Raw genomic sequence first — 14362 nt, 5'->3', positions numbered from 1 at the left:
TAGCGATCAACGTACCGGTGTTCCATTGCTGGTCTGTCACAACGCGGCGGTTTTTTTGAAAGGTGCACTGTGATTAATGCAGGTGATCGGGGGCTTCGGCCTTCCTTCGCTTTCCCCGGCGGCTCGGACCGCTTTAACGCAGACTTCTAGGGTTTTTCATGACGCGCTACATATTCGTCACGGGCGGTGTTGTTTCTTCATTGGGGAAAGGCATTGCCTCCGCTTCATTGGCGGCCATCCTGGAGGCGCGGGGACTTAAGGTCACCATGCTCAAGCTGGACCCGTACATCAACGTTGACCCGGGCACCATGAGCCCGTTCCAGCACGGTGAAGTGTTCGTCACCCACGACGGCGCCGAGACCGACCTGGACCTGGGCCACTACGAGCGGTTCATCCGCACGACCATGACCCAGAACAACAACTTCACCACCGGCCGTGTCTACGAGCACGTGCTGCGCAAGGAGCGCCGTGGTGACTACCTGGGTGCAACCATCCAGGTGATCCCGCACATCACCGACGAAATCAAGCGCCGCATCATCAAGGGTGCAGGCGATGCCGACGTGGCGATGGTCGAGATCGGCGGCACCGTGGGTGACATCGAATCCCAACCGTTCCTTGAAGCCATCCGCCAGTTGCGCTTCGAAGTCGGCGCCAAGCGCGCGATGCTGATGCACCTGACACTGGTGCCGTACATCGCCACCGCCGGCGAAACCAAGACCAAGCCCACCCAGCACTCGGTCAAGGAACTGCGTTCCATCGGCCTGCAGCCGGACGTGCTGGTGTGCCGCTCCGATCACCCGATCGACATTTCCTCGCGCCGCAAGATCGCGCAATTCACCAACGTTGAAGAGCGTGCGGTGATCGCTCTCGAAGACGCCGACACCATCTACAAGATCCCGGGCATCCTGCATTCCCAGGGGCTGGATGATTTCGTGGTCGAGCGTTTCGGCCTGCAGTGCAATGGCGCGGACCTGTCCGAGTGGGAAGCCGTGGTCGACGCCAAGCTCAACCCTGAGCATGAAGTCACCATCGCCATGGTCGGTAAGTACATGGAGTTGCTGGATGCGTACAAGTCGCTGATCGAAGCGATGAGCCACGCCGGTATCAGCAACCGTACCAAGGTCAACCTGCGCTATATCGATTCCGAAGACATCGAGAATCAGGGCACCGCGCTGCTTGAAGGCGTAGATGCGATCCTGGTTCCCGGCGGTTTCGGCCTGCGTGGCGTGGAAGGCAAGATCACCGCGGTGCAATACGCCCGTGAAAACAAGGTGCCGTACCTGGGCATCTGCCTGGGCATGCAAGTGGCCGTCATCGAGTTCGCCCGCAACGTGCTGGGCTGGAAAGACGCCAACTCCACCGAGTTCGATCACAGCAGCGGCCACCCGGTCGTGGGCCTGATCACCGAGTGGGAAGACGCCACCGGCGCGGTTGAAACCCGTACCGAAAGCTCCGACCTGGGCGGCACCATGCGCCTTGGCGCACAGGATTGCCTGTTGGAAGCAGGTTCTCTGGTGCACGACTGCTACGGCAAGGACGTGATCGTCGAGCGTCACCGTCACCGCTACGAAGTGAACAACAACCTGCTGCCGCAGATCAAAGAAGCTGGCCTGAAAATTTCCGGTCGCTCCGGTGATGGCAAGCTGGTTGAAGTGGTCGAGGCGCCGGATCATCCGTGGTTCGTGGCCTGCCAGTTCCACCCTGAGTTCACCTCGACGCCGCGCGACGGTCACCCGTTGTTCAGCGGTTTCGTCAAAGCAGCACTGACGCAACATCAGAAGAAGGCGTAAACCTGATGGCCCAGAAGATCATTCGCGTAGGCGACATCGAGATTGCCAACGACAAGCCCATGGTGCTGTTCGGCGGCATGAATGTGCTGGAAAGCCGCGACATGGCGATGCAGGTCTGTGAAGAGTACGTGCGGGTTACCCAGAAACTGGGTATCCCTTATGTATTCAAGGCCAGCTTCGACAAGGCCAACCGTTCCTCCGTGACCTCCTATCGTGGCCCGGGCCTTGAAGAAGGCATGCGGATCTTCCAGGACATCAAGCAAGCCTTCGGCGTGCCGATCATCACCGACGTCCACGAGCCTGAGCAGGCTGCCGTGGTCGCCGAGGTGTGCGACATCATCCAGTTGCCGGCCTTCCTGTCGCGCCAGACCGACCTTGTGGTCGCGATGGCCAAGACCGGCGCTGTGATCAATATCAAGAAAGCCCAGTTCCTCGCACCCCAGGAAATGAAACATATCCTGAGCAAGTGCGTGGAAGCGGGTAACGACCAGTTGATCCTGTGCGAGCGTGGTTCGAGCTTCGGCTACAACAACCTCGTGGTGGACATGCTCGGTTTTGGCATCATGAAGCAGTTCGAATACCCGGTATTCTTCGACGTGACCCACGCGCTGCAAATGCCCGGTGGTCGCTCGGACTCTGCCGGCGGTCGCCGTGCCCAGGTCACCGACCTGGCCAAGGCGGGCATGAGCCAGTCCCTGGCCGGCCTGTTCCTCGAAGCGCACCCGGACCCGGACAACGCCAAGTGCGACGGCCCATGCGCCCTGCGCCTGGACAAGCTGGAGCCATTCCTGGCCCAGCTCAAGCAGTTGGACGAACTGGTCAAGAGTTTTCCGACGGTAGAGACCGCGTAACTGCCATTTCTCCGGTAGAATTTCCCACGCTTTACGCTCAGGCCCACGGGCCTGGGCCTTGCCCTCTGCAAGCCTGCCCCGTTGTTCCACCCTTGCGGTCGGTCAAAGATTTCCTTCAGCTGCGTCGTTTTCGTCAACTTTGGAGTGTTTACAACAATGGCAAAAATCGTCGACATCAAAGGTCGTGAAGTTCTCGACTCCCGTGGCAACCCCACCGTCGAAGCCGACGTGCTTCTCGATAACGGCATCATCGGCAGCGCCTGCGCACCGTCCGGTGCCTCCACCGGTTCGCGCGAAGCGCTGGAACTGCGTGATGGCGACAAGAGCCGTTACCTGGGCAAGGGTGTACTCAAGGCTGTAGCCAACATCAACGGTCCGATTCGTGACCTGTTGCTGGGCAAGGACCCGCTGGACCAGAAAGCCCTGGACCACGCGATGATCAAGCTCGACGGCACCGAAAACAAAGGCAGCCTGGGCGCCAACGCCATCCTCGCCGTGTCCCTGGCTGCCGCCAAGGCTGCCGCCCAGGACCAGGACCTGCCACTCTACGCACACATCGCCAACCTGAACGGTACCCCGGGCGTCTACTCGATGCCGGTGCCGATGATGAACATCATCAACGGTGGCGAGCACGCTGATAACAACGTCGACATCCAGGAATTCATGGTGCAGCCTGTTGGCGCCAAGTCCTTCTCCGAAGGCCTGCGCATGGGCACCGAGATCTTCCATCACCTCAAGGCTGTACTGAAGGCCCGTGGCCTGAGCACCGCCGTGGGTGACGAAGGTGGTTTTGCACCGAACCTGGCCTCCAACGAAGACGCACTGAAAGTCATTTCCGAAGCGGTGGCCAACGCTGGCTATAAACTGGGCACCGACGTGACCCTGGCTCTGGACTGCGCTGCCAGCGAGTTCTTTGAGGATGGCAAGTACAACCTGTCCGGCGAAGGCCAGGTGTTCAGCTCCGAAGGTTTCGCTGAATACCTCAAGGGCCTGACCCAGCGCTACCCGATCATTTCGATCGAAGACGGCCTGGACGAGTCCGATTGGGACGGCTGGAAAATCCTCACCGACAAAATCGGCGAGAAAATCCAGCTGGTGGGCGACGACCTGTTCGTGACCAACACCAAGATCCTGAAAGAGGGCATCGACAAGAAGATCGCCAACTCGATCCTGATCAAGTTCAACCAGATCGGCACCCTGACCGAAACCCTGGAAGCCATCCAGATGGCCAAGGCCGCCGGTTACACCGCGGTGATCTCCCACCGCTCCGGCGAAACCGAAGACTCCACCATTGCCGACCTGGCCGTGGGTACTTCGGCGGGCCAGATCAAGACGGGCTCCCTGTGCCGTTCCGATCGCGTTTCCAAGTACAACCAATTGCTGCGCATCGAAGAGCAATTGGCGGGTAAAGCCAAGTACAACGGTCGCGCTGAGTTTCGCGGCTAAGCAGTAAATGGTAAAAAGTCGGCGGATTGCGTCGGAAATCTCACGAAAGTGTGAATTTCGGCGCTAATCTGCTGACTGACAAGCGCAAGCCTGGTGTATCCAGGCTTTGTGCTATCAGTTGCTGCAAAAGGTTTGCATGACTGTCTTTTTTCACTGGATACCCGGATTTCGATGCGCAGTCCCAATTGGTTGTTCCTCGTCTTGCTCTTGTTGCTGGCTGGCCTGCAGTACCGCCTATGGGTCGGTAATGGCAGCTTTGCGCAGGTGGAAGAGCTGACCCAGCAAATTGCCGACCAGCGTGCCGAAAACGAACGCCTGCTGGAGCGCAACCGCGTCCTCGACGCCGAAGTGCTTGAGCTGAAGAAAGGTACCGAGACCGTTGAAGAGCGGGCTCGCCATGAGTTGGGCATGGTCAAGGAGGGCGAGACCCTCTACCAGTTGGCCCAATGAACGGTGATTTACCGGCCTTCTGGGCCGTGATTCCTGCCGCGGGCGTTGGTGCCCGTATGGCTGCGGACCGTCCCAAGCAATACCTGCAACTGGGCGGGCGCACTATTCTCGAACACAGCCTCGGCTGTTTTCTCGGCCATCCATCGCTCAAGGGCCTGGTGGTCAGCCTCGCTGTTGATGACCCTTATTGGCCCACCCTGGCGTGCGCCACTGACCCGCGTATCCAGCGTGCGGACGGTGGCTCGGAGCGCTCGGGCTCGGTGCTTAATGCGCTGCTGCACCTTAATGCCCTGGGCGCCAGCGATGACGACTGGGTGCTGGTGCACGACGCTGCGCGGCCCAACCTGGGCCGTGATGACCTTGACAAACTCTTGGCTGAACTGGCGGACGACCCGGTGGGCGGTCTGCTGGCGGTGCAGGCTCGCGACACGCTCAAGCGCGTCGACAAGCATGGCCGCGTGGTGGAAACCATCGACCGCAGCCTGATCTGGCAGGCTTATACGCCGCAGATGTTCCGCCTCGGGGCCTTGCACCGCGCCTTGGCCGACAGCCTGGTAGCCGATGCGGTGATCACCGACGAGGCTTCGGCGATGGAATGGTCCGGCCAGGCGCCGCGCCTGATCGAAGGGCGTGCGGACAACATCAAGGTCACCCGCCCCGAAGACCTCGAATGGCTGCGTCAGCGCCGGGCTTATCACGCGTCCTGACCCTCAGCCGTAGACTTGCTCTAACCCGGGCAGGGTTTTCAGCTCGCTCACCAATGCCTCAATGCTGTCGAATGGCTTCTCATCAATAGGCCAGCCGGCCACGTTGATAAGGTAGCGGCCCTCCTGGCTGTTGATCCTGAAACTGCGCAGGTCCCCACGTCGGGACCGATAGTCAATGTGGGTAGCCTCGGTGAGCATGAATTGGCCCGGCCGTGTCAGCAGTGTCTGGGCCGACTTCACTACTCGACTGTGCGAAGGGCCGGGCTGTGGTTCCATTGATTGCTGCAAGGCAGCAGGATCAACGCGCAAGACCAGGTTGGCCTTGACCGTACCTTCCCCTTTATTGAGTCCCAGGCTGGCTGTGCGCCCCGGATCGACTTCGATGCCCAAGGGTTGGGCGCCCACTCTATCTTCTATCCGCAGGCCGATGCTGCTAGTGAGTTCGGCAATCCCGGGGATGCCCTTGAAGGTATTGGTATGGGTATCGCCCACCAGTGCGACCCATTTACCTGGTTGGCGCTTGGTAGTCTGGATCCATTGAATCACCTCGGTGGCGTAATAGTTCATCATCTGCTGGCGCAGGGTCCCCGCGTTGTCGCGCATATCGCGAAGTATGTAGCTTACGGTGCAGTCGATCGGCTGGATCTTGATCCCGGCGTCTCGGGCTTTGGTCACGACGTTTGTGAATGAGTAATAGTGGTTTCGGGCCAGTGGGTAGATCCCGTTCAGGAAGTTTGTCAGCTCCTCGGCCATGGGTGCGCTCTTCGACCGGTAAAAAGCCTTCAACATCGGAATATGCACATCCGTCAGCAGGTGTTCGAAGTAGATGCGCTTGACGCCTTGGCTGGCGAGTAGCTGCATGTTGTTGATCAGAAAGGCTTTGCTCGATTCGGCGCTGTGGCTTTCGCCGATCACGAGGCCGTCACTGGCACGTAGCAATTTCTCGATAATGTTTTGCTGTGTTTCGTTCAAGCTCAAGCGAGGGAGTACCGGCTGCAGGGGCGAATAGGGCAGGTGGTGAAAGAAGATCGCCGAATCCTGGTTTAATTGGCTTCTTTTCTCAAAAAACAGTTCCCGGGCGTTTTTGATCGATTGTGCGCCCACGCCGAAGGGTTCGAAGTCTTCCGAAAATGAGCTGGTATCGGTGAGCATCTGCACCAGGGTCTCGCGCACCGGCGCTGGCATCTGGTAGGCGATGAAGAAACTCGACTGCTCGGTGCCGCCGAACAGTTTGTAAACCCGTTGCCAGGCATTGCGAAATGCCCCACCTCCGGCCAAGCCGGCACGCCGCCATTGCAGGTCGCTGCTCTGGATAGCATAGAGGCCAGTGGATTGGAGCGTCCCGGGGGCTTCTGGATTGTTCACAAAGAGTTCAAAAAAGCCCCAGTCATTCGGTTGTTTGTAGGTCAGGAAGGTCTCGCCCTGTAGCTTGATGGTCTGCAAGCCGCTGGGGGCTGTCGTAGCGACCAGGGGGCGAGTTTCAGTTTGGACCGACGCGGGGGCCTGAGTGATGACCCTGGCATTGATCTGACCCTCCTCTGCACGCGTGGCCTGGCCAAGCGCAGGGCGCAACGCCTCAAGTCTGCTCACGCCTTTGCTGATGCCGTGGATAACCACCGGAAGCGCGTTCAGGGCGCCGAACACGATGCGCTCAACGGCGTGGGGTTTGTCTTTGAGCACGTCATCGACGCCGATAGCCATTCCGGCCAAGCCCGAGGTCACGAAGCAAAACTCCGCCAGCAATGCCGTGCCCATGGTCAGCGCCACGGGGATCGCCAGCAGGCAGGCTTTTTCCAACGCGTCGAGGGTGTCAGCCTTGAACGTATCCAAGGGCGAGACAATGGTTTTTGCCGCCATTTTTGCAATGCGAGCGCGGATCTGCCGCGTGATAAACGCAAACGGGTTACTTCTGAGCGCCGGATACATTGGGTTATTGATGTATTGCTCGGGGTCCCAGTAACCGTTGTGCAACAAACTATTGAAAAAACCGGGAGGGCTGGAAGATTCCGGGTACATCGCCATGCCGATCAATGCTTCCTCGACACCACTGTAGAGCAGGCCCGAGTCGATCGTGTCGGGTTCGAAGTGGTTGGTCAGGGCTTTGCGCTGCGTCGGGTTCCTGGCCACTTTCACCAGTGCATTGCGCATGTCCGTCGGGGTATTGAAACCGTGGATGGGCGAGGAATTTCCCGGGATGTATAGCAGGGTGATCTGGCTCTGGTTGTCGGTAATCGTGAGGATGTCGGTGGCTTCGGATTGATGAATGCGCAGCATGCGCACCGACAGGTTTGCGTCGGGTGAATAGGGCGCCTGGAAGTCTTCAAGGGTCAGGTTGCTGGCGTTCTTGTCGATGCCGATACCTGCCGCCCGGGCGGCCAATTGCCGTTCTGCTTGGGTGAGGGTGAATTCCTCGTACTGATTGAGGTAAGCCTTTGTGAACGCGATGCGCATCAGGGTGGTGTAATTGTCCCGATGCTCGCCCCAGAACAGTGTGATGGCCTTGTCGTAGGTTTGTTCGAAGTTGCTTGAGTCAATGACCTTTCTGAGAACGGCAGGCGCGATCTCCAATTGGGTGGTCGGGTCGTAGACCTGGGGTTCGCTTTGCCGGTAGAGCGCCTCATACCGCCTGGGCGGGATCCAGCCGGAAGTAATAAACTCTTCGTTGAACATTTGCGCAATGCGGTTATCCATCAGGCGCGGTAATTCATCAACGATATTGAAATACGGCGCGGTGGTGGAAAAGCCCGTGGTGTTGATTATGCCGCCAGGGGCGTGGGGTGCATTGCAGATCATGGCCTCGGTCAGGCTCATGGATTGGACGATCTGTGCGCTGTAGGCTGCGTTGGGGTTGTCGATGTTGTATTCAAGGGTGGTCAGCAGCGTGGTGTCCGGGTCCACCGGTTCCTGGCTGAACGGTTGCAAATGCTCGCAAAGCAATTGGGCGGCGATAGCGCTGGGCACCGGAAAGTCGGCGAGGACCTTACGGACAAAATGATTGATATGCTGGAGTTGTTGGGCATTGGAGGTCATGGGCTTGCCTGGTTTTGCAGTGGAAACGGCTATTTACCGGTAACCAGGCAATGCGCGGGCGGTAGCTGTTTATGCTCGATAGACGGGGTGGTCACCCAAGCCGTCTTTGAGAAAATCCACCAGCTTCCTGACCTTCGGCGACAAATGCCGCTGCTGCGGATACAGCGCCCACACCGCCGTATTTGGCGGTTGGTGGGCCTCCAGCAACGACACCAGCGCGCCGCTGTGCAAATGCTCCAGCACGTAATAGTCCGGCAACTGGCACAAACCCACGCCCAGCAAGACAGCATCCAGTACCGCTTGCCCACTGTTGCAGCGCCAGTTGCCCTGCACGCGCTGGGAAAATTCCCGCCCGTCCTGGGCCAGTTGCCAGATATCCGAACTGCCAATCAGGCAATTATGTCGACTCAGTTCCGACAGACTATGTGGCCGACCATAACGTTCAAGGTAGGAAGGCGAGGCACACAGGTACATGCGCCGCGGCGCCAGGCGGCTGGCGACCATGCGCGAGTCTTGCAGGCGCCCCAGGCGAATGGCCAGGTCGAGCCCCTCATGGACCAGGTCCAGCGGGCGATTGGTCAGCTCGATATCCACGCGCAACTGCGGGTACAGCGCCATGAACCGGGTGACCAAGGGCACGATAAACCGCTCGCCGTACGCTACGGCGCAGGTCATGCGCAACATGCCCTTGGGTTCGCTGGCGAGGTCGCCCACTGCACGCAAGGCTTCTTCGCGCCCGTCCTGCAGGCGCTGGCAGTGCTGCAGGAAGGTCTGTCCGGCTTCGGTCAGCGTCACCTTGCGGGTGCTGCGGTACAAAAGGCGGGTTTGCAGGCGTTCTTCCAGGCGTGCCACTTGCCGGCTGATATGGGAGGACGATACCCCCAGCCGCTCCGCTGCCGCCGTGAACTGGCTGCATTCGGCCACCGCAACGAACTCATCGATGCCTTCCCAGCGGTTCTCCAACATTGTGATTGTCCCTGTACAGCAATAATGTTTTGCTTTTGCCCGGATTATTCATCATTGGGCTATGTTTTACACTGCACCTCTTAATTTTCAACCCGATGGAGAAACCCGGATGATCAAGTCCCGTGCCGCCGTAGCCTTCGAAGCCAAGAAACCCCTTGAGATTGTTGAAGTGGATGTCGCCATGCCCAAGGCCGGCGAGGTGCTGTTGCGGGTGGTGGCGTCCGGCGTGTGCCATACCGATGCCTATACGTTGTCGGGCGCAGACCCGGAAGGCATTTTCCCGTCGATCCTTGGCCATGAAGGCGGTGCAGTGGTGGAAGCCATCGGCGAAGGCGTGACATCGGTCGCAGTCGGCGATCATGTGATTCCGCTGTACACCCCGGAATGCGGCAAGTGCAAATTCTGCCTGTCGGGCAAGACCAACCTGTGCCAGGCCATCCGTTCTACCCAAGGCAAAGGCCTGATGCCGGATGGCACCACGCGTTTCTCCTACAAGGGCCAACCGATTTTCCACTACATGGGCACCTCGACCTTCTCCGAGTACACCGTGTTGCCGGAAATCTCCGTGGCCAAGATTCCTAAAGAAGCACCACTGGAAAAAGTCTGCCTGCTCGGTTGCGGCGTCACCACCGGCATCGGCGCGGTGCTCAACACCGCCAAGGTCAAGCCTGGCGATACCGTAGCTATCTTCGGCCTCGGCGGTATCGGCCTGTCGGCTGTGATTGGTGCGGTCAAGGCCAAGGCCGGGCGCATCATCGCCATCGATATCAACCCGGCCAAGTTCGAAATCGCCAGGCAACTGGGCGCTACCGATTGCATCAACCCGAAAGACTACGACCGCCCGATCCAGGACGTGATTGTCGACCTGACTGACGGCGGCGTGGACTTTTCCTTCGAGTGCATCGGCAATGTGCAGCTGATGCGTGCGGCCCTCGAGTGCTGCCACAAGGGCTGGGGCGAATCGGTGATCATCGGTGTGGCCGGTGCTGGCCAGGAGATCTCCACGCGTCCGTTCCAGCTGGTCACCGGGCGCGTCTGGCGCGGTTCGGCGTTCGGCGGCGTGCGTGGGCGTACCGAATTGCCAAGCTATGTGGAAATGGCCCAGACCGGCGAAATTCCGCTGGATACCTTTATTACCCACACCATGGGCCTGGAAGACATCAACAAAGCGTTTGACCTGATGCACGAAGGCAAGAGCATTCGTACCGTCATCCACTTCTGAGGTCGGCCATGAGTCTGGAAAACCTTTCATGCCAGAAGAGCTTCGGCGGCTGGCATAAACGCTACAAGCATCATTCCGACGTGCTCGGTTGCGACATGACCTTCGCCGTCTACCTGCCGCCGCAAGCGGAGCAGGGTGGCAAGTTGCCGGTGCTGTACTGGCTGTCCGGCTTGACCTGCACCGATGAAAACTTCATGCAGAAGGCCGGCGCCCAGCGCATGGCTGCCGAGCTGGGCCTGATCATCGTCGCACCGGATACCAGCCCTCGTGGTCCGGGTGTACCGGACGATCCGGACAACGCCTGGGACTTCGGCCTCGGTGCCGGTTTCTATCTGAATGCCACCCAGGAACCCTGGGCCAAGCACTATCGGATGCATGACTACGTGGTGCAGGAATTGCCGGCACTGGTGGAGGCGCATTTCCCGGCGTCGGAAAAACGCGGCATCAGCGGTCATTCCATGGGTGGGCACGGTGCGCTGGTGTGTGCGCTGCGTAACCCGGGGCGATACCAGTCGGTATCGGCGTTTTCGCCGATCACTAATCCGATGGACTGTCCGTGGGGCCAGAAAGCCTTTTCCCGTTACCTCGGCGAAGAGCGTTCGAAGTGGCGTGAATGGGACGCCTGTGTGCTGATCAGCGAAGCCTCGCAAAAGCTGGCGCTGCTGGTGGATCAGGGAGATCGTGACGACTTCCTCGAGGCTCAGCTCAAGCCGCAGGCCCTGGTGCAAGCGGCCAAGGCGGCCAACCATCCGCTGGAATTGCGCCTGCAACCCGGCTACGACCACAGCTACTTCTTTATCGCCAGCTTCATCGAAGACCATTTGCGACATCATGCTCGCGCTTTGCTCGGTTAATGTGAGGCAAAAGTAGGTAGAATCACGCCCTGAATTAAATCGGGGCGTTTTTTTATGCGTATTGGCCACGGCTACGATGTGCACCGTTTCGCTGAAGGCGATTTCATCACCTTGGGCGGCGTGCGCATTGCACACCATCATGGGTTGCTGGCCCATTCCGACGGCGACGTTGTCTTGCATGCCTTGAGCGATGCCTTGCTCGGCGCGGCGGCGTTGGGCGATATCGGCAAGCACTTTCCGGACACCGACCCCAGTTTCAAGGGCGCGGACAGCCGAGTATTGCTGCGCCATGTGGTCGGCTTGATCCACGCCAAGGGCTGGAAGGTCGGCAATGTGGATAACACCATCGTGGCCCAGGCACCGAAAATGGCCCCGCATATCGAGACGATGCGCGCACTGATTGCCGCGGACCTGCAAATTGAATTGGATCAAGTCAACGTGAAAGCCACCACCACCGAAAAGCTCGGGTTTACCGGTCGCGAAGAGGGCATCGCGGTGCACTCCGTCGCCTTGTTGCTGCGCGCATGAACGACCTGCAACTGCTTGGCCCACGGGCCTACGGCGAGGCCTTGGGCAGCGCGGTGCTGAAAGCGACGGCTGAGGATTTCCAGGTGGATGAGGTGCTGGATATCCCGCTGACGGGCGAGGGCGAGCACCTGTGGCTGTGGGTGGAAAAGCGCGGCCTGAATACCGAAGAAGCCGCGCGGCGTATCGCCAAGGCTGCCGGCGTGCCGTTGCGCACCGTCAGCTATGCCGGGCTCAAGGACCGTCAGGCCCTGACCCGCCAGTGGTTCAGTGTGCAGTTGCCCGGCAAGGCCGACCCGGACCTGAGCAGCGCGGAAAACGACACCCTCAAGATCCTCAGAACCACCCGTCATAAGCGCAAGTTGCAGCGTGGCGCGCATTCGGCCAATGGCTTTACCTTGCGCCTGACCCAACTGGCCGGCGATACCGCCGCCATCGACGCACGTTTGCAGTTGATTGCCCAGCACGGCATACCCAATTATTTTGGCGCCCAGCGTTTCGGCCACAATGGCGGCAATGTGGTGGATGCCCGCGAATGGGCGGCGCGCAAGGCCCTGCCGGAGCAACGCAATGTGCGCTCGCGGCTGCTGTCCACTGCCCGTAGCTACTTGTTCAACAAAGTCTTGGCGGCGCGTGTCGCCGACGGCTCCTGGCAACGTGCCCAGGTGGGTGACCTGCTGGCGTTTACCGACAGTCGCAGTTTTTTCCCGGCCGGGGAGGCTGAATGCAGCGACCCGCGCCTGGCGATCCTGGACTTGCATCCGACCGGTCCGCAATGGGGCGAAGGTGATTCGCCAGCGACAGGTCTTACACATGAACTGGAACAATCTGTCGCCGCCAGCGAAGCCGACCTGCGTGATTGGCTGGTGAATGCGGGCATGAGCCAGGAACGTCGCATTCTGCGACTGCCCATTGGCGGGTTGACGTGGCATTATCCCGGGCCTGACATTCTGCAATTGGAATTCGTCCTGCCGGCCGGATGCTTCGCCACTGTCTTGGTGCGCGAGCTTGTTGATCTGGTGCCGGTGGGGCAGACGGACAGCCCATGCGTATTCTGATATCAAACGATGACGGTGCCACCGCACCCGGTCTTGCCGCGCTCTATGCTGCGCTGCAAGATTATGCCGAGTGCGTGGTGGTTGCCCCCGACCAGGACAAGAGCGGCGCCAGCAGTTCGCTGACGCTCCACCGTCCGCTGCACCCGCAGGTCCTGGCCAATGGCTTTATCAGCGTGAACGGTACTCCCACCGACTGCGTGCACCTGGCGATCAACAGCTTGCTGGAGCATCAGCCGGACCTGGTGGTCTCGGGTATCAACCTGGGCGCCAACCTGGGCGATGACGTGCTGTATTCCGGCACCGTGGCGGCAGCTCTCGAGGGGCGCTTTCTCGGGCGCACTGCGTTCGCTTTTTCCTTTGCCTCGCGGCAGTTGGATAACCTGCCGACGGCGGCCTATTTCGCACGCAAGCTGGTGGAGGCCCATGGTTCCCTGGACCTGCCGCCGCGTACTGTGCTCAACGTCAATATCCCCAACTTGCCCCTCGACCATATCCGCGGTATCCAGTTGACGCGCCTGGGCCATCGCGCCCGTGCGAAGGCGCCCTTGAAGGTGGTCGATCCGCGGGGCAAGGAAGGCTATTGGATCGCCGCGGCCGGTGATGCCGAGGATGGGGGCGAGGGGACGGACTTTCATGCGGTGATGCAAGGTTATGTATCCATTACCCCGTTGCAGTTTGATCGCACCTTCAGTGATGCCTTCAGTGGTCTCGATGGCTGGCTGGAGGGACTGCGTTGATGGCTCGTGAACAAGACGACCTGCTGCGCCGTGGCATCGGCATGACTTCCCAGCGCACCCGGGAGCGATTGATCCAGCGTCTTTATGAAGAAGGCCTGTCCAACGCCCAGGTGCTGGAAGTCATCCGGCGTACGCCGCGGCATCTGTTTGTCGATGAGGCCTTGGCGCACCGCGCCTATGAAGATACGGCGTTGCCCATCGGCCATAACCAGACCATTTCCCAGCCCTACATGGTTGCGCGCATGAGCGAGCTGCTGCTGGCGGCGGGGCCGCTGGACAAGGTGTTGGAGATTGGTACCGGTTCCGGCTACCAGACGGCCGTGCTGTCGCAACTGGTGGAGCGGGTGTTTTCGGTGGAGCGCATCAAGGTGCTGCAGGACCGGGCCAAGGAACGTCTGGTCGAGCTGAACCTGCGCAACGTGGTGTTCCGGTGGGGCGACGGTTGGGAAGGCTGGCCGGCGTTGGCGCCGTACAACGGTATCATCGTCACTGCAGTGGCCACTGATGTTCCGCAAGCCTTGCTGGATCAATTGGCACCTGGCGGGCGGCTGGTCATCCCAGTGGGCTCCGGCGAAGTGCAACAGTTGATGCTTATCATCCGTGAAGACGAAGGTTTTTCCCGGCATGTGCTGGGTGCGGTGCGCTTCGTGCCGTTGCTCAATGGTCCGCTGGCCTGATCATTTATTTGCAAACAGTGAATTCTGTTGGCGGGTATGTGTCTTACGG

Annotated in this window: 13 protein-coding genes; 11 read left to right on the top strand and 2 right to left on the bottom strand. The window is 59.9% G+C overall.

All coding sequences use genetic code 11. The annotated features are described in order from the left end of the window. Positions 1-158: 158 nt before the first annotated feature. The 5 genes from TU73_RS10020 to ispD all read left to right on the top strand — a co-directional run bounded on the left by TU73_RS10020 (position 159) and on the right by ispD (position 5244). Positions 159-1790, top strand: coding sequence for a CTP synthase (locus TU73_RS10020; protein WP_046071295.1), 1632 nt, complete (start codon positions 159-161; stop codon positions 1788-1790). A gap of 5 nt (positions 1791-1795) precedes the next feature. After that, positions 1796-2641 carry a 3-deoxy-8-phosphooctulonate synthase gene (kdsA, locus tag TU73_RS10015; protein WP_003189190.1) on the top strand — a complete coding sequence of 282 codons (846 nt, stop codon included), beginning with the start codon at positions 1796-1798 and terminating at the stop codon, positions 2639-2641. Between the two features lie 156 nt (positions 2642-2797). Further along, entirely contained in the window at positions 2798-4087 is a 1290-nt protein-coding gene (gene eno / locus TU73_RS10010; protein ID WP_057012049.1) for a phosphopyruvate hydratase, read from the top strand. Positions 4088-4258: 171 nt separating this feature from the next. Further along, positions 4259-4537: a cell division protein FtsB gene (gene ftsB / locus TU73_RS10005; RefSeq protein ID WP_003189195.1), complete on the top strand. Its 279-nt coding sequence runs from the start codon at positions 4259-4261 to the stop codon at positions 4535-4537. Next, positions 4534-5244 (top strand): 2-C-methyl-D-erythritol 4-phosphate cytidylyltransferase, encoded by a 711-nt coding sequence (gene ispD, locus TU73_RS10000; RefSeq protein WP_057012048.1) that lies wholly within the window; start codon positions 4534-4536, stop codon positions 5242-5244. The genes ftsB and ispD overlap by 4 nt, the downstream gene beginning before the upstream one ends. Before the next feature lie 3 nt (positions 5245-5247). Here ispD and TU73_RS09995 read toward each other — a convergent pair whose 3' ends face one another. Together TU73_RS09995 and TU73_RS09990 are read right to left on the bottom strand one after the other, a co-directional pair. Beyond that, positions 5248-8274, bottom strand: coding sequence for a membrane-targeted effector domain-containing toxin (locus TU73_RS09995; protein ID WP_057012047.1), 3027 nt, complete (start codon positions 8272-8274; stop codon positions 5248-5250). Positions 8275-8343: 69 nt separating this feature from the next. Beyond that, complete coding sequence (locus tag TU73_RS09990) at positions 8344-9240, bottom strand: LysR substrate-binding domain-containing protein (RefSeq protein ID WP_057012046.1); 897 nt, start codon at positions 9238-9240, stop codon at positions 8344-8346. 109 nt (positions 9241-9349) lie between these two features. Between TU73_RS09990 and TU73_RS09985 the strand changes: the two genes are divergently transcribed. From TU73_RS09985 to TU73_RS09960, 6 genes are read left to right on the top strand one after another with little or no spacing between them, the layout of a single operon-like run. After that, positions 9350-10462: an S-(hydroxymethyl)glutathione dehydrogenase/class III alcohol dehydrogenase gene (locus tag TU73_RS09985; RefSeq protein WP_057012045.1), complete on the top strand. Its 1113-nt coding sequence runs from the start codon at positions 9350-9352 to the stop codon at positions 10460-10462. 8 nt (positions 10463-10470) lie between these two features. Further along, entirely contained in the window at positions 10471-11316 is an 846-nt protein-coding gene (gene fghA, locus TU73_RS09980) for an S-formylglutathione hydrolase (RefSeq protein ID WP_057012044.1), read from the top strand. 54 nt (positions 11317-11370) lie between these two features. Beyond that, on the top strand, positions 11371-11844 hold the full coding sequence (ispF, locus tag TU73_RS09975) for a 2-C-methyl-D-erythritol 2,4-cyclodiphosphate synthase (RefSeq protein ID WP_057012043.1): 474 nt from the start codon (positions 11371-11373) through the stop codon (positions 11842-11844). After that, positions 11841-12899 carry a tRNA pseudouridine(13) synthase TruD gene (truD, locus tag TU73_RS09970; RefSeq protein ID WP_057012042.1) on the top strand — a complete coding sequence of 353 codons (1059 nt, stop codon included), beginning with the start codon at positions 11841-11843 and terminating at the stop codon, positions 12897-12899. The genes ispF and truD overlap by 4 nt, the downstream gene beginning before the upstream one ends. Continuing rightward, positions 12887-13636, top strand: a complete 750-nt coding sequence (gene surE / locus TU73_RS09965; protein WP_046071303.1) for a 5'/3'-nucleotidase SurE — start codon at positions 12887-12889, stop codon at positions 13634-13636. Before truD ends, surE begins: the two co-directional genes overlap by 13 nt. A gap of 41 nt (positions 13637-13677) precedes the next feature. Continuing rightward, positions 13678-14313, top strand: a complete 636-nt coding sequence (locus TU73_RS09960) for a protein-L-isoaspartate(D-aspartate) O-methyltransferase (RefSeq protein WP_169850588.1) — start codon at positions 13678-13680, stop codon at positions 14311-14313. Positions 14314-14362: the final 49 nt, after the last annotated feature.

It is taken from the genome of Pseudomonas libanensis (assembly GCF_001439685.1).
Taxonomy (GTDB): domain Bacteria; phylum Pseudomonadota; class Gammaproteobacteria; order Pseudomonadales; family Pseudomonadaceae; genus Aquipseudomonas; species Aquipseudomonas libanensis.
The sequence above is the reverse complement of the archived record's forward strand: the minus strand, read 5'-3'. Positions and strand labels throughout refer to the sequence as shown.